Raw genomic sequence first — 18,596 nt, forward strand, 5'->3', positions numbered from 1 at the left:
AGGACACGCTGGACAGTGCGGTGGAAACCCGCGCTGAACGCGTTCGCGATCACCTTCGCCGACCGCTGGCCGGCAGCAGAAACCTACTAACCAAAAATGCTGGAAACACCGAAAACGTTACAGACCCTACTGGACCAAGATCGAGCGCCTGTGCACACAGGAAACAAATGTGGCCGCGCAAGGTACCGTACCCGGGAACCGCTGACACTCCCGGGGTCGGCCGGCTCCTCGGTGCGGCAGACGCCGCCGCCGCCGAACGTGCGGCACTGGCCGCCCGCCATCCGCACGTGAGGTGTGCGGGGGCGCGACTCACTCACTCACTCGGAGCGCCCCTGCGCCCCTGCGCCGTCGCGCTCAGCCGAACCGCTTCTGAGCCCTGGCGTAGTACTCGTCGCTCGAGGTCAGCCCCGAGCGGAGCCCCGAATCGCCGAGCCGCAACGCGGATTCCACCCAGCTGGCCAGCCCGCCCGAATCCGGCGACCGGCCGAGGTATCGCGTGTACATCAGGCTCACGCGCTCGCTGATCGTCTCCGCAGAGTCCCAGAACTGATCGATGACCCAGCTGCGGCCGTTCTGGGCGACGAGGTTCGCCCAGAACGCGTATTCGTCAGCCGAGCCGTTGCGGTGAAGCAGCAGCTTGTAGAGCGATGCAGCGAAGCCGGTGTCTGTGCGAGTGTGCTGGGCGTAGAACTCGTCGGAGGCGTAGAGCTGGGTCTCGATGTCGTCCGTCGTGATCGCCCCGGACTGCATCAGCGCCAGCCAGAACATGCGGCCGCCGTCTTCCGCGGCCCGGCCGAGGATGTTCTTGTAGGCGGCATCGATGCGGATCAGACGGTACTCGTCGCTGTTCACGAAGGCGTCGGAGACGATGGTGCGCGGTGATCCTGTCGCCAACTGCCGACCCCACCAGACGCGGTCGTCACTTGAGGCGTCGCGGCTCAGGTAGTCCTTGTAGAGCGCCGCGGTGTAGGCCCCGCTGGCGTCGAGCGAGGGGAGCGCGCCGACAGCCTCGGTCACGTTCAGGGGCGCGCTCGTATTGCGGAAGTCGACGTGCTGATGGTTGCACGAGTCAGAGAACTGGTTGATGTTGGCCAGTGACAGGCCGCTCCGGCAGTTCGACTGCCCGGCGTTCGTGCCCCGCGGAACGAACGAGTCGATAAAGCGCAGCAACTCGAAGGTGGCTGCTTCGGAGCCGTTCACGCCCCGGCCTCCAATGCTGGTGAAATCAATGGCCTCGCCGGGGTTCAGGCAGTGCACCGAGTAGGTGGGAGCCCCGCAGTTCAGGTTCGACCCGATGCAGGGCCGCTGCAGGTCGGAGACGGTGAGCGAGCCGAAATTCTGCACGGTCAGAACGAGAACCTGCAGGATGCGGGTGTCGAGGGCGCATCCGGCAATGGCCTGGCCGCCCGCCAGGGGCGCGATCTCGCGGTCGAAGATGGCGCTCGGATTCGTTCTGAAGTCACCGCTCTTCTGGGCCTTGACCAGTGCCTGGGCGAGTTCGATGGGGTTGCTCGAGACCGCTGGCTGGCTCACGGCGGCGGTCGCCGAAAGCGGTGCCAGGCCGAGGATGCTCGCCCCGAACACGGCGAGAACCGTCGCCGTAGCAACCCATTGGCGCCTTCGTCGTGCGTCTGTCATATGTGGAGCTTTCGGTCTCACGGGTGTCCTCACCCAGATGGGGGTCAAGATGCGATAGCTTCATACTGACATGCGGCGCGCAATATGTCTCTTGGAGCATGAACGCCGTACGGCATATGGCGCAGGGAGAATTATGCGGTGGATGGTTCCGGTAGCACTCGTCGGAGTGTTGCTGCTCGCGGGGTGCGCGGGCGACAAGGCCCCCGGGGGCAGTTCTGCGACACCCTCGGCGACGGGTTCGTCGGCCACGCCGACGCCGACCTTCGAGCCCTCGGCGACCCCCTCCTCGACGGGCGCGGCCACGGCTCCGGCGACACCTGCGCCCAGCGTCTCGCCGACGACCGCACCCGTACCTCAGCCGACGACGGCCACCCCGCTTGCCACGATCGTCGGCGCCTGCGCCTCGTGGCAGTCGAGCCTGTCTGAGGATGCCGCGACCTTCCCCGTGACGCAGGCGGGTGCCGCCCAGCAGGCCGCCGTCGCCGCGGCGGGGGATGCTGCCTGGCAGCCGCTGGCGTCGGACATGGCCCAACTTGTCGCTCTGGCCGGCGACACGAGCAGTGCGGGCATGGAGAAGGGCCAGCAGCTGTTCACCGACCTGAGCACCCGCTGCGGAGCCGTCGGCGTCACCGTCAGCGCGGGCTGAGCGACTCAGAGTCAGAAGACCAACGTGCCCTTCGTCGTCGCAGGACTGGAGGGCACGCTGGTGGCTCGTGATCCTCGACAGGGGCCGGGTCGGGAGGCAAGGTCAGCTTAGAAGTGACCCGACAAGCCCGTCAACAGGATCTTCGAGCCTTGCGGTGGAGCCGGAAAGCTGGGATAAGGGGCGATGCGCTACCGTCGAAGGACATGACAACTCACTCCCTTGGCTCCCTTCTCGAGATCGCCCGATCCATCGCCGTCGACGCGGCCGCCCTCGCCGCCCGGCGCCGGAGAGAAGGTGTGCAGGTGGCGGCGAGCAAGACGTCGGCCGAAGACATCGTCACCTTCGCCGACCGGGAGGTCGAGGCGTTCATCCGCAGCTCCCTCCTCGCCGTGCGTCCGGATGACGGGTTTCTGGGCGAGGAGTCGACCGACAGCGCCTCGACCGGCACCTCCGGCCTCACCTGGGTCGTCGATCCGATCGACGGAACCGTCAACTACCTCTACGGTATCCCCGCGTGGAACGTCAGCATCGCCGTCGTCGAGGGCGACGCCGACCCCCTGACGTGGCGTGCGCTGGCGGGCTGCGTCGTGAATCCGCTGGTGGGCGAGGTCTTCACGGCGTCGGATGCCGGGGGCGCCTTCCTCGGCGAGGCCCCGCTGCACGTGAATCCGCCGACCGACCTCTCCCAGGCGCTCATCGCAACGGGGTTCTCCTACAACTCCGAGACCCGCGCGAAGCAGGGTCTGGTGCTGGCGAAGCTGCTGCCGCAGGTGCGTGACATCCGGCGCATGGGTGCCGCGGCCCTCGACCTCTGCTCGGTGGCGGCCGGCCGGCACGACGCCTACTTCGAACGCGGCCTGAAGCCGTGGGACCACGCCGCGGGTGCCCTGATCGCCCGCGAGGCCGGCGCGCACGTCGCCGGGTTCGACGGCGCGCCGGCCTCCGCCGACTTCACCCTCGCCGCCGAGCCGGCCCTCGCGGCCCGCCTCGAGCCTCTCATCGCGGCCCTCTTCGCCGAGGCCGGTCTCTGAATCTTCAGCCCTACGCGGAGCGCAGCCAGACCGTCGTGTCGGCCGGCAGCACAGCCTCGTCGACGGGCGCGCTCGTGAGCAGCAGCTCGCCGAGACCCTCAAGAGGCAGCTCGACCGGCGTGGTGCCGGTGTTCGCGATCACCGTGACGCCACCGTTCCTGAAGGCCAGCACGTCGCTGCCGAACCCGAGGTCGTCGAGCCACTCGACGCGGCCGAACCCGAGGTCGTTTTCGCCGCGGAGCGCGAGCGCCAGCTTGTAGAGCTCCAGCGTCGAGCCGGGAACTCCGCTCTGCGAGTCGCGGGCGTACTCGTCCCAGCCCTCGGGCTGCGGCAGCCAAGCCGCGTCGGCGGGGCCGAAACCGTAGCTGGGGGCGTCTGCCTCCCACGGGATCGGCACGCGACATCCATCGCGTCCGTAACGTTCTCCGTGCGTGCGGAACCAGGTCGGATCCTGCCGGGCCGCGTCGGGCAGGTCGATCGACTCGGGAAGGCCCAGCTCCTCACCCTGGTAGATGTAGGCGCTGCCGGGCAGGGCCAGCATGACGGCCGATGCGGCACGCGCGCGGCGCACACCCGCGACGGGATCCGGACGGTCTTCGTCGCGCGGGCCGATTCCGTCGCCCTGCAGGTGGCCGGCACCGAGCGACAGGCGCGTGGCGTGCCGGATCACGTCGTGGTTCGACAGCACCCACGTGCTCGGGGCGCCGACGGTCGCGAACGACGAGATCGAGGTGTCGATGACCAGTCGCAGCTCTGCAGCCGACCAGTTCGCCGACAGGTAGGTGAAGTTGAACGCCTGGTGCATCTCGTCGGGGCGCACCCAGCGGGCCAGCTTGTTCAGCGGTTCGACCCAGGCCTCGGCGCAGAGCACCCGCTCGCCGTCGTACTCGTTCAGCACGGCGTTCCAGTCACGGTAGATCTCGTGCACGCCATCCTGCGCCCAGTAGGGCGGGGTGGGGACGTCGTCGAGATCCTCGGGCGGCACCTCGAGGGGGATCGCCCCACCGCCCATGCTGCCAGCCTCTGCCGGAGGCGTGTAGTCGGGCAGGCCGTCTTCTTTGATGAGGCCGTGCGCGACATCCACCCGGAAACCGTCGACACCGCGGTCGAGCCAGAACCGCAGGATGTCGCGGAACTGTGCCCGCACCCACTCGTTCTCCCAGTTCAGGTCGGGCTGCGAGATGTCGAAGATGTGCAGGTACCACTGGCCGGGCGTGCCGTCGGGGTTCGTGATGCGGCTCCACATCGGGCCGCCGAACACGGACTCCCAGTTGTTCGGGGGAGTGTCGCCGTTCTCGCCGAGACCGTCGCGGAACATATAGCGTTCGCGCTCCGGGCTGCCCTCGGGGGAGGCCAGGGCATCCTTGAACCACTGGTGGTCCCACGAGGTGTGGTTCGGCACCAGGTCCACGATCACGCGGATGCCCTCGGCGTGGCTCGCGGCCAGCAGGGTGTCGAAGTCGGCCAGGGTGCCGAACCGCGGGTCGACGTTGCAGTAGTCGGCCACGTCGTACCCCGCGTCGTGCTGCGGCGAGGTGAAGAACGGGGAGAGCCAGATGGCGTCGACGCCCAGCTCCTTCAGCGAATCGAGGCGGCTCGTTATGCCGGCCAGGTCGCCCAGACCGTCACCGTCGGAGTCGGCGAACGACCGCGGATAGATCTGGTAGATGACGGCGGACCGCCACCACTCGGAACCGGTCCCCACCAGTGTGAGGGGGTCGACCGACCCCAGGGTCACTGTTTCTGTGGGCTCGCCGATTTCGGGATTCAACTCGGTTGTCATGATAAAACCCTAATGGGACAGGCCGGGTCTTTCTGATGCCTCGTGTGATGCTATTCTCTTACGGTGCCAAAAGCTGCCCTTCTGAAGGGTAGCCGAGTGCGCCCCCTTAGCTCATTGGTAGAGCACTTCCTTGGTAAGGAAGAGGTAGTGGGTCCGATTCCCACAGGGGGCTCCGGATCCGGTCTGGGCGAGAATGCGTCGCCTGCCCGGAACCCAGGGCGGGGTAGCTCAGTTGGTTAGAGCACACGGCTCATAATCGTGGTGTCGCGGGTTCAATTCCCGCTCCCGCTACGAAGGCCCCGAGATCTCGCCGTCTCGGGGCCTTCTTTCGTTGCCGCGAGGGTCCACCTCTCCGGCGACTTGCCGCGAGCAGTAGCGAGCGCGATCAGTGGGCGGCGGGGGCGTAGGGCGCCCAGGCGGGGTCGCGGAGGGCGGGGCAGTGCTCCGGCGTCGGATGGCGGGCGATGCCGATCAGGCGGTCGAGCTGGTCGCGGGCGGCAGAGAGGTCGGCGATCGCGGCGGTGATCCGGGAGCGCTCGCTCTCGAGCATCGCGAAGGCCTCGGGGGAGCCGTGGCCGGTGTCGATGCAGGGCAGCATCTGCAGGATGGTGCGGCTCGGCACGCCGGCGGCGAAGAACTGTTGGATCAGCTGTACGCGTTCGACAGCCGCCTCGGCGTAGGTGCGCTGGCCGCTCGAGGTGCGCTCCGAGGCGAGTAGCCCCTGTTCTTCGTAGTAGCGCAGGGCCCGGGTGCTCACGCCTGCCCGGTCTGCGACTTCGCCGATCCGCATTCGCATCAAACTCCTCAACCCGACTTGACCTTGACGTCAACGTCAGGTCTTAGTCTAGGCGAAGCCGAGCCGCCGACATCCGTGCGCTTGGAAAAGATCCCCAGGAAGCAAGGAGTCCCCATGGACATCATCGGCCAGATCGCCCTCGTCACCGGCGCCAACCGCGGTATCGGGCGTCAGTTCGTGCTGGAGCTGCTCGAGCGTGGCGCCAGCGCCGTCTACGCGACCGCCCGCCGCCCCGAGACGCTCGAGTTCGACGACAGCAGGGTCGTGCCTCTGCGGCTCGACCTGAACGACCACGCTTCCGTTGTCGCGGCAGCTGCGACCGCGCAGGATGTGACGCTCCTCGTGAACAACGCGGGAATCTCCACCGGCGCGGCGCTCGTGACCGGGGACCTCGCCGACATTCGGCGGGAGATGGACACCCACTTCTGGGGAACGCTCGACGTCATCCGTGAGTTCGCGCCGGTGCTGGGTGCGAACGGCGGCGGCGCGATCGTGAACGTGCTCTCGGCCCTGTCGTGGTTCGTTGCGCCGGGTGCCGGATCGTACGCCGCAGCCAAAGCGGCCGAGTGGAACATGACGAACGGGGTGCGGCTCGAACTCGCCGGCCAGGGCACGCTTGTGCAGGGAGTGCTGCTCGGAGCGGCCGACACCGACATCTCGGCCGACTACGACGGGCCGAAGATCGATGCGCGCGAGGTGCCTCGGCGCTCCCTGGACGGGCTTGTCGCCGGCTCGATCGAAGTGATCGTCGACGATTGGACCGCGATGGTCAAGGCCTCCCTCGCTGGCGACCCTGCCGCCTTCTACGCGCAGCTGGCCGGGTTGCCCGGCGCGAGCTGAGCCGGGCAGGCCCCGGCCCAGCCACAGAACGCTGGCGCTTATCTGCAGACGGTGTCGATCGCCGCGAAGTCCTGCTGCACGGCCTGTGCATCGTCGAGGATCGTGCTGTTGCCGGTCGTCGGGTCGGCGATGAGGGCCTGGATGTCGGCGATCATGATCTTCAGCGACGTGTTCGCCTGGTTGCCCGCGGCGTAGACGTCGGGGTCGGTGATCTGGGTGAGTCCGCCGTCGAAGTCCGTGGAGAGCTTCTGCAGGGCGGAGACGGCTGCAGCCGGGTCGCTCTGCAACTCGGCCAGGTTCTGGCTCAGGTTCGCCGCATCGGCCTGCACGGCCGAGTAGAGCAGCCCGCATGCCTCGGCGGTCGTCTGGTCTCCGGTTGCGCCGGGGTCGGAGCTCGCGCTCGGGAAGGGTTCGACTGTACCGCCGGTGCCCTCACCAAAGCCGGGGTCGGTGGCTATCTTGTTGCCCGCGAAGGCGAAGATCACCATCAGCGCGATGATGGTGATGATGCCGGCCAGGATGCCGAGGTAGCCGAGGATGAGGCCTGCGATCGCGAGCCCACGGCCCTTCTCCTGGGTGCGCTTGATCTGGCGGAGCGCGATGTGGCCGGTGATGACCGCGACAAGTGAGACGAAGAACGCTGTGACGAGCGAGACGATCGCCAGCACGTTGTACTTGTCGGGCCCGGCGGGTGCGGCGTACCCGGGCTGCGGTGCGGAACCGGCGCCGGGTGCCGCGTACGGCGGCACGTCGCCGGAGGGCGGTGGTGGCGTGGGGGGAATGTTCGACATGGGACTCCTCGTGACGTTTACCCGTCCAACTCTGGCATGAGCTGGGCCCTGGCGCAGGCATCCGACCTGTTTCTCCCTCGTTCGCGTGCCAGCCCCGGAAAGGCCCCACCCATCGCTTCGGGGGTCTGCGACGAATACCGCATGCCTGTGCAAGCCCCTCTGCACGCGCTCGGGCAAGGAGCAGAATGACGAGGGAACCGAAGGAGAAGCATGACGTCGACGTCGACGCAGGATGCGCAGCCGGGTGGAGGAGATCCGTCCAGCCTGTGGGCGCTGCTCTCCGACGACCCTGAGGCGGCGGCGGCCCTCGCGGCGGCCTACGGCGGCAGGCACGACGTTCTCGATGCACAGTGGTGGAGCGAGTATCCCCTGGCACCGACACCCGGCGGGCGACCCGATCCGGCGGCGGACCTTTCGCGGTTGAAGGCGCAGGCGTACTCGCGCGTCGCCGACGAGGCTGCAGTGGAGGAACTCTTCGCCCTCGAGGCCGCGCTCCGCTCCGATGCCGACTCGCTGACGCAGGCGGTTCTGGATGCCCGGGCAGCCCTCGACGCGGCTGAGATGCGTCGAGCGACAGCAATTCGCGCCGTCTCGGAGGGTGAACATGTGCCGGGCGACGATGCGGAGTGGCCCGCCCGTGGCGTGGACGCCGCCGGCGACCGGCGCGTGCCTCGCCAGACGGGAGCCGCGACCGGCGATCCCGACGCGCGCCCGGATGATGACGCCTCACCCCCTCAGCGCCGTGACCCGAACCCCGTCTCCGCCGAGGCCTGGCGCCGCCGCTCGCTCGTCTGGATGGCCACCTCCATCGCGGCAGGGCTCCTGCTGCTCGTGGCCGTCGGGCTGGTCGTAGCAACGCAGCTCGGTTCCGGGCCGTTCCTGGCAGCGGGGGCGGGATCCGCGGCACCCGCCACGGGAACTGCCAGCGCGGCCTCGGCCTCGCTGCCGGAGGGCCTGACCATCTTCGAGGATCCGACGCTCGCCCCGAGCATCCCGCCGCAGAACATCGACCCCTACTACAAGCCGGAGTCGTTGCGACTGCTCGGCGTGGCCGACTCCGAGCTGACGGTCTATGCCGTCGAGAACCGCACCGACCAGCCGTGTCTTCTCGCGGTGTACGTCGACGGCACGCAGAGCGCAACCTGCGTCACGAAGCAGGAGTTCGCCGCGATGGGCATCGAACTCCGCATCACCAGCCTGCACATTCCACCGGCGGGTGCGACGGCCTCGACGTCGGCCCCAGCCGGGGATGTCGTGTTCTGGAACGCCGACGGCTCGTTCGGCGTCACCTCGACGCACTCCCTCCGGCCGGCCACGAACGCCCAGACCCCCACGCCGTCGCCCACCGCTCCTTAGGCTGTCGCCCGGCATCCGTAGACTTGGGTTGTGCCAGTGAACCCAGACCTTCAGGGGCGCGTCTTCGAGAAGACCGCCCCCTACCTCGTCGGGCGGGAGAAGATCCGCGAGTTCGCTGCGGCCGTCTTCTCCCAGAGCCCGCTCAACTTCGATGTGGAGGCTGCCGTCGCCGCCGGCTACCCCGATCTCGTCGCCCCGCCGACCTTCGGTGTGGTCATCCAGGAGGGCACCCTCGCGCAGCTGCTGGCAGATCCCACCGCCGGCATCGACTTCTCGCGCGTCGTGCACGGCGACCAGCGCTTCACCTCCACGCGGCCGATCGTCGCGGGCGACGAGCTCACTGCCACGCTCACCGTGGCGAGTGTCAAGCAGCTGGGCGGTCACTCGATGGTGACGAGCGAGTCATCGATCGTGGATGCGACCGGGGCCCACGTGGTCACCGCCATCTCGACCCTCGTGGTGCGGGGTGACGAATGAGCGCCGACAGCAGCACCTCCGCGCACGGCACCCCCGCCGCCAGCGCCCCCGACTTCGCCGGCCTGGCCGTCGGCGATGTCGTCGCCGAGCGCTCCTTCACTCTCACCCGCGACTCGCTCGTGCGCTACGCGGGTGCTTCCGGCGACTTCAACCCGATCCACTACCGGGACGACGTCGCCGTCTCCGTCGGGCTCGACGGAGTGCTCGCGCACGGGATGCTCACCATGGGACTTGCCGTGCAGCCGGTGCTCGACTGGCTCGGCGACCCCTCCCTCGTCGACGACTACCAGGTGCGGTTCACCCGCCCGGTGTTCGTCGGCCCCGAGACCGGCGCGCTCCTGGAGGTGAGCGCCACGGTCGGCCAGCTCGACGCTGCTGCCGGAACGGCGCGGATCGACCTCACCGCGACGGGCAACGCTCAGACGGTGCTGGGCAAGGCGCAGGTGCGTGTGCACAGCCCCGCCCCAGCCACCCCGAGCGCCTCAGCCCTCTCGGCTGCCACAGCCACTCCGGCCGCCTCCGCATGATCGAACGGCCGGGCCCCGCCCTGCTCGCCCCGCTCACGACCCTTCGCGTCGGCGGGCCCGCCTCCCGGCTCGTGACCGTCGTCGACGCGCGCGAACTCATCGAGGTGTGCCTGTCGGTCTGGGCCGAGGAAGAGCCGTGGATGGTGCTCGGCGGAGGCTCGAACGTGGTGGTCTCCGATGACGGGTTCGAGGGAACGGTCATCCACATCGCCTCCCGAGGAATCGAGCAGCTCGACAGCGGGGTGGATGACGCGCCCGGCACCGTGCGGGTGCGCGTGCAGGCGGGCGAACCGTGGGACGACCTCGTCGGCTACACCGTGGCGAACGGTCTCAGCGGCATCGAGGCTCTGTCGGGCATCCCGGGGTCGTCGGGCGCGTCGCCGGTGCAGAACATCGGGGCGTACGGACAGGAGGTCGCGTCGGTACTGGTCGGCGTGGAGTTCCTCGACGCCGAGACCGGCGAGCTGCTGTGGCTGGCCACGGAGCAGCTGGGATTCGGGTATCGCACCTCGGTTCTGAAGCGCGCGCGGCGCGGCGTGGTGGTGTCGCTCGAACTGCGTCTCGGCCGGGCCGGATCCGACGCCCTGGCCCTCGGCGCACCGATCGAGTACGACCAGCTCGCGAACGCCCTCGGCGTGAAGCTCGGCGACCGGGTGGCCCTCGGGGCGGTGCGCGAGGCGGTGCTGCGGCTGCGCGCCTCGAAGGGGATGGTGCTCGACCCCGCCGATCCCGATTCGGTGAGCGCCGGCTCGTTCTTCACCAACCCGATCGTGACCGAGCAGTTCGCGCGGACGATCCCGCCGGAGGCACCCCGCTGGCTCACCGAGCAGCCGGCCACGGATGACTCGCCCGAGGTCTACGAGGTGAAGCTCAGTGCGGCGTGGCTGATCGAGCACGCCGGGCTCGGCCGGGGCTATTCGCTGCCCGGCTCCGATGCGGCCATCTCGGGCAAGCACACGCTGGCGCTCGTGAACCGCGGGGGAGCGACGGCCGCCGAGATTGCCGAGCTGGCGCGTTTCGTGCAGTGGCGGGTGCAGTCCGAGTTCGGTGTGAACCTCGCGCCCGAGCCGGTGTTCATCGGGTCGTTCGACTAGCCCGACTTCGCCTCGCCGCCGCAGCCCGCCCGCAGGCGGTACCTTCCCGGCCGCCGCCGCCCCCGCCGCCGCAGCCCGCCCGTGCGCAACTCAGGATATGCGCGGAGCCATGGACGACCCGGGCGCGGCGTCGCGCATTTCCTGAATTGTGCACGAGTGCGCGAGCCGGGTCAGAGCAACCCGAGCTCCATCGCCCGCGTCACGGCCCGGGTGCGATCGGTCACGCCGAGCTTCTCGAACACGTGGCCGAGGTGCGTCTTCACCGTGGCGTCGCCGATGAACAGCTCCTTCGCGATCTGCGGATTGCTCTGCCCGAGGGCGACGAGCCGCAGCACCTCGGATTCGCGTGCGCTGAGCCGCGGCGGTGGCGGGGCAACTTCACGCAGCCGCTCGCCCCGCACGCGCCGGACGAGCATCGACGCGATGCTCGGTGCGAGCACGGTCTGGCCCTGCGCGACCGAACGCACTCCGGCCAGGATCTCGTCCTGCGGCGCGGCCTTCACAAGGTAGCCGCTTGCCCCGGCCTCGACGGCCGCGAGGATATCGTCGTCGGTGTCGTACGTGGTCAGCACGAGCACGCGGATGCCCGTTCCCTCCGCCACGATCTGCGCCGTCGCCTCGGCACCGCCGATCCCGGGCATCCGCAGGTCCATGAGCACCAGGTCGGGGATGAGCTCACGAGCCAGCCGCACCGCTTCGAGCCCGTCGACGGCCTGCCCGACCACAACGATGTCGTCGGCCGAGTCGAGCAGCTGGGCGATTCCGGCGCGCACGATGGGATGATCGTCGGCCACCACCACGCGGATCACCGCCGCACCTGGGCGCTCAGGCTGGACGGCAGCGTCACCTGCAGTTGCACGCCGCCAGACGGGGCCGTTCCGACGGCTAGCGTGCCGCCGAGCAGCGACAGGCGCTGTTGCATGCCGGCCAGACCGAAACCCTCGCCCGGGGACCGGTCCGGTGCGATGCCGGTGCCGTTGTCCCCGATTCTCAGACAGACGACGCCGGTCGTGCCTGACGCCAGCCGCACCGTCACTTCCGTGGCCCCCGAGTGTTTCCGCACGTTCGCCAGCGCCTCCTGCGCCGAGCGCAGCAGCACCACCTCGACCTCGTTAGGTTCCGGCAGGTACCCCGACGTGTCGAGCATGATGCTCACTCCCGTCTCCCGGCTGAACCGGGCGATGACCCTGTCGAGCGCGGGAAGGAGGCCCCCGTTCACGTCGACGGGTGCACTCGCGGCCACCAGCGCCCGCGTCTCGACGAGGGCTTCGCGGGCGATGTCCTCGATCAGCTGGAGATCGTCGCTGATGACCGGCAGATCATCCGGAAGCGACAGGCGAGTGCGCTCGGCGACCATCACCAGGCCGGTCAGGCTCTGCGCGATGGTGTCGTGGATCTCGCCGGCCAGTCGTTCGCGCTCGCTCACGATGCCGCTGTCGCGGTTCAGGATGGCCAGCTCGGCCTGGGTCGCCCGAAGCTCGTCGAGCAGGCGGGTGTTCTCCTGCCCCTGGTGGAGCGCAAAGGTGAACCAGATGCCGAGGGCGAGGCTGAAGACGAGGGAGATGGCCTCGACGGCGACAGCCTGGCCGACGGCCGCTGCGGAGGTACCGGTGGAGACCAGGAAGCCGAGTGTCACCCCGACGGCGAGCACGATGTTGAGCAGGATCGCCCGCCGCGTCGGGTCGATGGAGAACCAGATGACGGGGAAGGTGATGGCCTGGAGCGTGGCCATCGACGGGTCGAATGCTGTGCCGACGGCGGTGCAGGCGATGGCGAGCAGAGGGAAGACCAGCGCCGCACGCGACGTCGAGCTCGCCCGGTCGGTGCGCACGTCGAGGCTCCGCCACCCGAACGCGGCGTAACCGATCGCCAGCACGGCGAGACAGCTCCAGGCCCCGACCGCGCCCCCCGGTGACTCCGCGGCGCCCGCGAGCACGATCAGGGCCAGCATGAGCACCGTCACCCCCACCGCGAGGTGCCACCAGCTGAACCGCGTCACGTCAGCTGTCCTTCCTGATCCAGCGGAATGTCAGTCGGCACACCACCAAGCCGGCCACCAACCACACGAGCAGGGCGATCGCGACGGAACCCAGATCCCAGACGCCGCCGGGTTCGACCGCGGCGAACGACTCGGGCAGGAACACCGCCCGCATACCCTGGCCCATCCACTTCAGCGGGAAGATGCCCGCCACGTTCTGCAGCCAGTCGGGCAGCAGCGAGAACTGCAGGTACACCCCGGAGATGAACTGCAGGATCAGGATCGGCGGAATGATCACCGCGGTGGCGCTCTTGCCGCTGCGGGGCAGGCGTGAGATCGCGATGCCGAGCACTGCCGAGGTGGCGATGCCGAGAACGTAGACCCAGGCGAACGTCATCCAGCTGCCGCCGTCGGTGGGCAGGGCCACGCCGAAGACGACACTCGCCACCAGAAGCAGCAGACCGATCTGCAGCACGCTGGTCACGAAGACCTGTCCCATCTTGCCGAAGAAGTAGGAGAGGACGGGCAGTGGGGTGCCGCCGAGGCGTTTGAGGGTGCCGTCGCTGCGTTCGTTCGCGATGTCCACGCCGAGGTTCTGCACGCCGGAGAGCAGGATGCCCGCGGCGATCATCCCCGGCAGGTAGGCCGCAGCCTGGCTGATGCCCCCCGTGCCGTCGGGGTTGGCGCCGACGTTTCCCATGCCCTGGAAGGCGACGGAGAAGATGGTGAGCATGATGACGGGAAAGAGGAAGGTGAAGAAGAGCGTGTCGGTCTGGCGGAAGTAGATGCGCGTCTCGTAGGCGATGCGGCTGGCGCCGAGCCGGAGCGTGCGGCCGACGCCGAATCCGGCGGCGGGGCTGCTCGGGCTGGGGTTGGTGCGGGTGAGGGCGGTCATGCGGGCACCTGTTCCTGTTCTCTTTCATAGCTGCTGACGAGTTCGAGGTAGATGTCCTCGAGGCTCGGCCTCACGATTTCGAGCGCGGCGGGTTCGCCGAGGCGCGCGAACAGGTCTGCGACGACGCGTCCGGGGTCTGGTGTGCGCTGCTCGCGCACCACGCCGTTCTCGCTCCAGCGCACAATGGGCACCCGCGCTTCATCCGGCCCCAGGGTGTGCACCGGGCCGATGTCCACGAGCTCACCGCCGGCCACCACCGCGGCCCTGTCGCTGAGCTGGGCTGCCTCATCGAGGTAGTGGGTGGTGAGCAGGATGGTCGTTCCGTCGCGCTTCAGGCCGCGGATGAGCTCCCAGAACGCCCGGCGGGCCTCCGGGTCGAAACCGGTGGTCGGTTCGTCCAGGAAGAGCAACTCCGGCCGGCCCACGACCCCGAGCGCGACATCCACACGCCTCCGTTGCCCGCCGGAGAGGTTCTTGATGCGGGTGCCGGCCTTCTGTTCCAGGCCGACGGCGGCGATCACCTCGTCGACGCTCCGCGGGTTCGGGTAGAGGTTCGCGAACTCGGTGAGCTGCTCCCGCACGGTGACGTTGCCGCTCTCGCCGGAGGACTGCAGCACGATCCCGAGCTTCGCCTTCCACTCCAGCCCGCCGTGCTGCGGATCGACGCCGAGCACCCTCGCCTCGCCTCCTGTGCGATCGCGGTAACCCTCGAGGATCTCGATCGTGGTGCTCTTGCCGGCGCCGTTCGGGCCGAGCAGGGCGAACGTCTCGCCGCGTGCGATGTCGAAGGTGACGCCCTTGAGGGCCGCGAAGGCGCCGTAGCTCTTCGTGAGCCCCTCGACGCTCACGGCGGTGTCTGCTGAAGTCATGTACCCATCGTCGCGTGCCCGCGCGCCGAGCGACAGTCTCCACCCTGACGACCCGGGGATCCCCCAACCGGAGGATGTCGGGCACAAAAGCGAGAGCTTATCGTGTCTCTGGCTTACACTGACTTCACTCTGTAAGAATCTGTCACTATTCGAATCGCGAATGAACCGAGGGGAAGAGCTGTTGCTGCCAGTACCTGAAGAACACATCCGCTTCCGCACAAACTATGCCAACGCGGCTCTGGCGCTCGCGCACGGTGACCCGGGTGACGACGCCCACCAGGATCTCGTGCAGGCTGTGGCCGCAGAGCACGTCTCTGCGGCCGAGGCCGTCGCGGTGACCTGCGAGCGATTCGGGCTTCGGCTCAGTACCGACCCCGGGCCGGTCGTCCGGTGCTGGGAGGACTATCTCATCGACGGTTCGACCGCTCTGCGGAGCCGGCTGGTCGATGACGACCACCCCCGGGGCATCGAAGACCCGGAGCTGTTCCGCACGGTGGAGCAGCAGCTGTCCCGGTTCCGGCTGGTCGAGCTGGCCATCGACCCCGTGCCTGCACCGCTCGACTACCGTTTCTTCAAGGCGGTGCACCGCCGTATCTTCCAGGATGTCTACACCTGGGCGGGCGAGCAGCGTGTCGGCCCCGAGACGGCGATGGTGCGCTTTGCTCCGGATGCCGTGAACTTCGCGCCCGGCGATCCGGCTGCCCCCGCGGTGAAGTACCAGTACTTCGCGGGCCCCGACATCTCCGAGGCGATCGAGATGCAGTTCGCGCTGTTGGTCGACCTGGCTGAGCGCCGGGACATGCCGCGCGAAGAGATGATCAGCCGCATGGGCGAACACGGTGGTGAGATGAACACCATCCACGCCTTCCGCGACGGCCACAGCCGCACGCTGTTCGTCTACGCGATGAGGTTCTTCGACACCGTCGGCTACCCCACCGACCCGGCCAACTTCCTGAAGGGCAACCCGCTCCGCGACCGCATCGTGCACGCGCGGTACCAGAACCAGGCCACGTCGTTGCTCGACGGCTACGAGGGCACCCTCGACGATGCCCTGAGCCAGGGCGACGGCCCGCAGCCAGCCCGCGTCACGAGCCGCTGAGCGAAGGGACCCGATGCGATCAGAACTGCAACGCCGGCTGGATGCGGCCGATGCCGCGCTCGCCTTTGTCAACGCCGGCCCCGGTGACGCGCGACATCGATCCCTCGTCGAAGGCGTCGCGGCTGAGCGAATTTCCACCGAGCAGGCCGTGTTGCACACAGTCGAGCAGCACGGTCTTCGTGTCGACTCCGGCCGGGCTCCGTCCATCCACTCCTTCGACGACTATCTGATCCCCGGCACGTTCGTTCTTCGCAATCGGTTGGTCGATGAGCTTCATCCCGACGGAATCGACGATCCAGAGCTGCTGTCCCTGCTCGACCGGCAGATCTCCCGGTTGCGAATAGTCGAGCTCGAGATCCGGCCGGTGCGCGGGCACTTCGACTACGAGCACCTCAAGCAGGTGCACCGCCGCATGTTCGGCGACATCTTCTTCTGGGCCGGTGAGGAGCGTATTGGCCCGGAGACCGCGATGATCAGGTTCGCGCCCGATGCCGTCAACCACGCGCCGGGCGATCCTGCCGCGCCGATGACGAAGTACAGCTACTTCAGCGGCCCCGAGATCGCCGAGGCTGCATCGGTTCAGTGCGCCCAGCTCAGTCATCTCGCGTCCCGCTCGGACCTCGGGCGCAAAAAGTTCTTCGACCTCGTCGCCGAGCACGGGGGCGAACTCAACGTCGTCCACCCCTTTCGGGATGGCAACCTCCGAGCGCTCTGGCAGTACGCTGCGCAGCTGGAGGAGCGGGCCGGCTATCCGATCGACACGGCGGGTTTCCTGAAGGAGACCCGTGCGCACGCCTTCGCCATGCACTCGGCGTTCCACTTCCAGGCCACCAACGACAACGACGTGATGTTCCGCCTGATGGAGGGAGGGCTCCCGCAGACCCAGACGGCCAGGACCCCTCCGCCCGGCTAGGCAGAGAAGAGGCGCTGCATCCGCGCCACACCCTCCGCCAGTGCGTCATCGCCGAGCGCGTACGACATGCGGATGTAGCCGCTCGGGCCGAACGCCTCGCCCGGGATCACGGCGACCTCGGCCTGCTCGAGGATGAGGTCGGCCAGCTCGAGCGAGGTCGTCGGCGTGACGCCACCCCACGTTCGGTTCAGCAGCCCGCTCACGTCGGGGTAGACGTAGAACGCGCCCTCGGGCGTGGGTGCATGAAGGCCCGGGATCTGGTTCAGCCCGCTCACGATGGCCTTGCGCCGGCGGTCGAAGGCCTCGCGCATCGTGGCAACGGCGTCCTGAGGGCCCGTGAGCGCCGCGATCGCCGCTCGCTGCGAGATGTTCGACACGTTCGACGAGAGGTGCGACTGCAGGTTCGCGGCTGCCTTGATGGCATCGGCGGGGCCGACCAACCAGCCGACCCGCCATCCGGTCATCGCGTACGTCTTCGCGACACCGTTCACGAGGATGGTGCGGTCGGCGAGAGCCGGCACTGCCTCGACGATGGACTGGGCGACGACGCCGTCGTAGGTGAGGTTCTGGTAGATCTCGTCAGAGATCACCCAGATGCCGTTCGCCTCGGCCCACTCGCCGATCTCCCGGGTCTGGGCGGGGGAGTACACCGCTCCCGTCGGGTTCGACGGCGAGACGAAGAGCAGCACCTTCGTGCGGTCGGTGCGGGCGGCTTCGAGCTGGTCGACGGTGACGAGGTAGCCCTGGTCGCTGCCCGCGAAGACCTCGACGGTGACGCCGCCGGCGAGCGCGATGGCCTCCGGGTAGGTGGTCCAGTAGGGAGTCGGCACCAGGACTTCGTCGCCCGGGTCGAGCAGGGTGGCGAACGACTGGTACACCGCCTGCTTCCCGCCGTTGGTCACGATGATCTGCGAAGGCGAGACCTCGAGACCGCTGTCGCGGAGCGTCTTGGCGGCGATGGCCTCGCGGAGCTCCGGCAGGCCGACCGCAGGCGTGTAGCGGTGGTTCTTCGGGTCGCGCGCCGCGGCGACCGCCGCTTCCACGATGAAGTCCGGCGTCGCGAAGTCGGGCTCGCCGGCCGCGAAGCTGATGACCGGTCGGCCCGCTGCCTGCAGGGCCTTGGCCTTGGCGTCGACCTTGAGGGTCGCAGATTCGGCGATGGACGAGATGCGGTGCGAGATGCGGGTACGTTCGGTCACCCGGCAAGCCTACCGATCTGAGCCTCGCGTCACTGGATCTTGGAGCCTTCGTCCAGCCGGTGCCACATGCGGTTGTGGTACACCAACGGATGCGCCTGGGCGGCATCCGCCTCGGCGGCACCGGGATCGGGTGCGAACGTCTCGAGAGCTTGCACGGCGACGACGGTCGAACCGCCGGCCTCCATTTTGTTGACGATCCGCCCGCGGATCCAGGCATGCGCCGCAGGAAAATACGGCTCGCCGGTCGGCAACCGCTTCCAGATGCTGGTGTCTGCGAACCGGTCGATTCCGCTGGTGGCACCGAGTTTGGCGATGTCGAGCTGGTCGGCTCCGAGGAGGTGCACCACGACGGTGTCGGCGCGGCGGATGGTCGGGGTGCTCGATGACAGCTCAGAGATCGAGAACACCAGCAGGGGAGGCTCGACGCTCACCGAGAACACCGAGGTCGCAGTCAGGGCGACCGGGCCGTCGCCCGCGTCAGCGGTGATCACTGCTACACCGGCCGGGTGGTTGCGGAAGGCGGCCTTGAACTGGTCGGGCGTGACCGTCTCTGAGCTCGGGTGCGCCACAATGTTGTTCTCGTGAAGCACAGCGTGCTCGGGCGCGGAGGTCTTCTGCGAGTCAGTCACTTCTTGCGGATCGGTCACAGAGAAAGCCTACGTCC

At 68.6% G+C, this 18,596-nt stretch carries 19 protein-coding genes and 2 tRNA genes; 11 read left to right on the plus strand and 10 right to left on the minus strand.

Going from position 1 to position 18,596, the window contains the following annotated elements:
• Nucleotides 1-354 precede the first annotated feature (354 nt).
• Nucleotides 355-1,638, minus strand: coding sequence for a DUF4214 domain-containing protein (locus B7R22_RS02280; protein WP_116410206.1), 1,284 nt, complete (start codon nt 1,636-1,638; stop codon nt 355-357).
• Between the two features lie 142 nt (nt 1,639-1,780).
• Between B7R22_RS02280 and B7R22_RS19025 the strand changes: the two genes are divergently transcribed.
• Both B7R22_RS19025 and B7R22_RS02290 read left to right on the plus strand, forming a co-directional pair.
• On the plus strand, nt 1,781-2,284 hold the full coding sequence (locus B7R22_RS19025) for a hypothetical protein (RefSeq protein WP_172582157.1): 504 nt from the start codon (nt 1,781-1,783) through the stop codon (nt 2,282-2,284).
• 203 nt (nt 2,285-2,487) lie between these two features.
• On the plus strand, nt 2,488-3,315 hold the full coding sequence (locus tag B7R22_RS02290; RefSeq protein ID WP_116410207.1) for an inositol monophosphatase family protein: 828 nt from the start codon (nt 2,488-2,490) through the stop codon (nt 3,313-3,315).
• A 10-nt stretch (nt 3,316-3,325) separates the two neighbouring features.
• Here B7R22_RS02290 and B7R22_RS02295 read toward each other — a convergent pair whose 3' ends face one another.
• A complete protein-coding gene (locus B7R22_RS02295; RefSeq protein WP_116410208.1) occupies nt 3,326-5,098 on the minus strand; it encodes a glycoside hydrolase family 13 protein in 1,773 nt (590 codons plus the stop codon).
• A 100-nt stretch (nt 5,099-5,198) separates the two neighbouring features.
• Between B7R22_RS02295 and B7R22_RS02300 the strand changes: the two genes are divergently transcribed.
• Together B7R22_RS02300 and B7R22_RS02305 are read left to right on the plus strand one after the other, a co-directional pair.
• Nucleotides 5,199-5,270 (plus strand) — tRNA-Thr (locus tag B7R22_RS02300).
• Between the two features lie 45 nt (nt 5,271-5,315).
• Nucleotides 5,316-5,389: transfer RNA gene (locus B7R22_RS02305), tRNA-Met, on the plus strand.
• Between the two features lie 94 nt (nt 5,390-5,483).
• Here B7R22_RS02305 and B7R22_RS02310 read toward each other — a convergent pair.
• A complete protein-coding gene (locus B7R22_RS02310) occupies nt 5,484-5,894 on the minus strand; it encodes a MerR family transcriptional regulator (protein ID WP_253258838.1) in 411 nt (136 codons plus the stop codon).
• A gap of 114 nt (nt 5,895-6,008) precedes the next feature.
• Between B7R22_RS02310 and B7R22_RS02315 the strand changes: the two genes are divergently transcribed.
• Entirely contained in the window at nt 6,009-6,734 is a 726-nt protein-coding gene (locus B7R22_RS02315; protein ID WP_116410210.1) for an SDR family oxidoreductase, read from the plus strand.
• Between the two features lie 38 nt (nt 6,735-6,772).
• On the opposite strand, the gene B7R22_RS19030 is transcribed toward B7R22_RS02315, so the two are convergent.
• On the minus strand, nt 6,773-7,525 hold the full coding sequence (locus B7R22_RS19030) for a DUF4190 domain-containing protein (protein ID WP_172582158.1): 753 nt from the start codon (nt 7,523-7,525) through the stop codon (nt 6,773-6,775).
• A 210-nt stretch (nt 7,526-7,735) separates the two neighbouring features.
• Between B7R22_RS19030 and B7R22_RS02325 the strand changes: the two genes are divergently transcribed.
• From B7R22_RS02325 to B7R22_RS02340, 4 genes are read left to right on the plus strand one after another with little or no spacing between them, the layout of a single operon-like run.
• A complete protein-coding gene (locus B7R22_RS02325) occupies nt 7,736-8,881 on the plus strand; it encodes a hypothetical protein (protein ID WP_172582159.1) in 1,146 nt (381 codons plus the stop codon).
• Between the two features lie 30 nt (nt 8,882-8,911).
• On the plus strand, nt 8,912-9,358 hold the full coding sequence (locus B7R22_RS02330; protein WP_116410213.1) for an FAS1-like dehydratase domain-containing protein: 447 nt from the start codon (nt 8,912-8,914) through the stop codon (nt 9,356-9,358).
• Nucleotides 9,355-9,885, plus strand: coding sequence for a MaoC/PaaZ C-terminal domain-containing protein (locus B7R22_RS02335; protein WP_116410214.1), 531 nt, complete (start codon nt 9,355-9,357; stop codon nt 9,883-9,885). The genes B7R22_RS02330 and B7R22_RS02335 overlap by 4 nt, the downstream gene beginning before the upstream one ends.
• Nucleotides 9,882-10,979 carry a UDP-N-acetylmuramate dehydrogenase gene (locus tag B7R22_RS02340; RefSeq protein WP_116410215.1) on the plus strand — a complete coding sequence of 366 codons (1,098 nt, stop codon included), beginning with the start codon at nt 9,882-9,884 and terminating at the stop codon, nt 10,977-10,979. Before B7R22_RS02335 ends, B7R22_RS02340 begins: the two co-directional genes overlap by 4 nt.
• Nucleotides 10,980-11,149: 170 nt before the next feature.
• Here the strand turns inward: B7R22_RS02340 and B7R22_RS02345 are convergent, their stop codons facing one another.
• Genes B7R22_RS02345 through B7R22_RS02360 form a run of 4 tightly spaced genes read right to left on the minus strand, consistent with a single transcriptional unit; the run spans nt 11,150 to nt 14,721 of the window.
• Nucleotides 11,150-11,788, minus strand: coding sequence for a response regulator (locus B7R22_RS02345; protein WP_116410216.1), 639 nt, complete (start codon nt 11,786-11,788; stop codon nt 11,150-11,152).
• A complete protein-coding gene (locus tag B7R22_RS02350) occupies nt 11,785-12,978 on the minus strand; it encodes a sensor histidine kinase (RefSeq protein WP_116410217.1) in 1,194 nt (397 codons plus the stop codon). Before B7R22_RS02350 ends, B7R22_RS02345 begins: the two co-directional genes overlap by 4 nt.
• A 1-nt stretch (nt 12,979) precedes the next feature.
• Nucleotides 12,980-13,852 (minus strand): ABC transporter permease, encoded by an 873-nt coding sequence (locus B7R22_RS02355; RefSeq protein WP_116410218.1) that lies wholly within the window; start codon nt 13,850-13,852, stop codon nt 12,980-12,982.
• Nucleotides 13,849-14,721, minus strand: a complete 873-nt coding sequence (locus B7R22_RS02360) for an ABC transporter ATP-binding protein (RefSeq protein WP_116410219.1) — start codon at nt 14,719-14,721, stop codon at nt 13,849-13,851. Before B7R22_RS02360 ends, B7R22_RS02355 begins: the two co-directional genes overlap by 4 nt.
• 160 nt (nt 14,722-14,881) lie before the next feature.
• Between B7R22_RS02360 and B7R22_RS02365 the strand changes: the two genes are divergently transcribed.
• Both B7R22_RS02365 and B7R22_RS02370 read left to right on the plus strand, forming a co-directional pair.
• Entirely contained in the window at nt 14,882-15,820 is a 939-nt protein-coding gene (locus B7R22_RS02365) for a Fic family protein (protein WP_172582160.1), read from the plus strand.
• 13 nt (nt 15,821-15,833) lie between these two features.
• Nucleotides 15,834-16,733, plus strand: coding sequence for a Fic/DOC family protein (locus B7R22_RS02370; protein WP_116410221.1), 900 nt, complete (start codon nt 15,834-15,836; stop codon nt 16,731-16,733).
• Here the strand turns inward: B7R22_RS02370 and B7R22_RS02375 are convergent.
• Nucleotides 16,730-17,932 carry a pyridoxal phosphate-dependent aminotransferase gene (locus B7R22_RS02375; RefSeq protein WP_116410222.1) on the minus strand — a complete coding sequence of 401 codons (1,203 nt, stop codon included), beginning with the start codon at nt 17,930-17,932 and terminating at the stop codon, nt 16,730-16,732. The two genes, B7R22_RS02370 and B7R22_RS02375, sit on opposite strands and share 4 nt — an antisense overlap.
• Before the next feature lie 29 nt (nt 17,933-17,961).
• Nucleotides 17,962-18,522 carry a flavin reductase family protein gene (locus B7R22_RS02380; protein ID WP_116410245.1) on the minus strand — a complete coding sequence of 187 codons (561 nt, stop codon included), beginning with the start codon at nt 18,520-18,522 and terminating at the stop codon, nt 17,962-17,964.
• Nucleotides 18,523-18,596: the final 74 nt, after the last annotated feature.

Origin of the sequence: Subtercola boreus, assembly GCF_003399635.1 — a bacterium.
Classification (GTDB): Bacteria; Actinomycetota; Actinomycetes; order Actinomycetales; family Microbacteriaceae; genus Subtercola; species Subtercola boreus_B.

What these genes read in the sequence shown, in the direction of transcription:
- B7R22_RS02280 (WP_116410206.1), bottom strand. Translation starts at nt 1,638, where the DNA reads ATGACAGACGCACGACGAAGGCGCCAATGGGTTGCTACGGCGACGGTT.
- B7R22_RS02295 (WP_116410208.1), bottom strand. Translation starts at nt 5,098, where the DNA reads ATGACAACCGAGTTGAATCCCGAAATCGGCGAGCCCACAGAAACAGTG.
- B7R22_RS02370 (WP_116410221.1), top strand. Translation starts at nt 15,834, where the DNA reads ATGCGATCAGAACTGCAACGCCGGCTGGATGCGGCCGATGCCGCGCTC.
- B7R22_RS19030 (WP_172582158.1), bottom strand. Translation starts at nt 7,525, where the DNA reads ATGTCGAACATTCCCCCCACGCCACCACCGCCCTCCGGCGACGTGCCG.
- B7R22_RS02315 (WP_116410210.1), top strand. Translation starts at nt 6,009, where the DNA reads ATGGACATCATCGGCCAGATCGCCCTCGTCACCGGCGCCAACCGCGGT.
- B7R22_RS02355 (WP_116410218.1), bottom strand. Translation starts at nt 13,852, where the DNA reads ATGACCGCCCTCACCCGCACCAACCCCAGCCCGAGCAGCCCCGCCGCC.
- B7R22_RS02325 (WP_172582159.1), top strand. Translation starts at nt 7,736, where the DNA reads ATGACGTCGACGTCGACGCAGGATGCGCAGCCGGGTGGAGGAGATCCG.
- B7R22_RS02310 (WP_253258838.1), bottom strand. Translation starts at nt 5,894, where the DNA reads ATGCGAATGCGGATCGGCGAAGTCGCAGACCGGGCAGGCGTGAGCACC.
- B7R22_RS02340 (WP_116410215.1), top strand. Translation starts at nt 9,882, where the DNA reads ATGATCGAACGGCCGGGCCCCGCCCTGCTCGCCCCGCTCACGACCCTT.
- B7R22_RS02360 (WP_116410219.1), bottom strand. Translation starts at nt 14,721, where the DNA reads ATGACTTCAGCAGACACCGCCGTGAGCGTCGAGGGGCTCACGAAGAGC.
- B7R22_RS19025 (WP_172582157.1), top strand. Translation starts at nt 1,781, where the DNA reads ATGGTTCCGGTAGCACTCGTCGGAGTGTTGCTGCTCGCGGGGTGCGCG.
- B7R22_RS02290 (WP_116410207.1), top strand. Translation starts at nt 2,488, where the DNA reads ATGACAACTCACTCCCTTGGCTCCCTTCTCGAGATCGCCCGATCCATC.
- B7R22_RS02365 (WP_172582160.1), top strand. Translation starts at nt 14,882, where the DNA reads ATGAACCGAGGGGAAGAGCTGTTGCTGCCAGTACCTGAAGAACACATC.
- B7R22_RS02335 (WP_116410214.1), top strand. Translation starts at nt 9,355, where the DNA reads ATGAGCGCCGACAGCAGCACCTCCGCGCACGGCACCCCCGCCGCCAGC.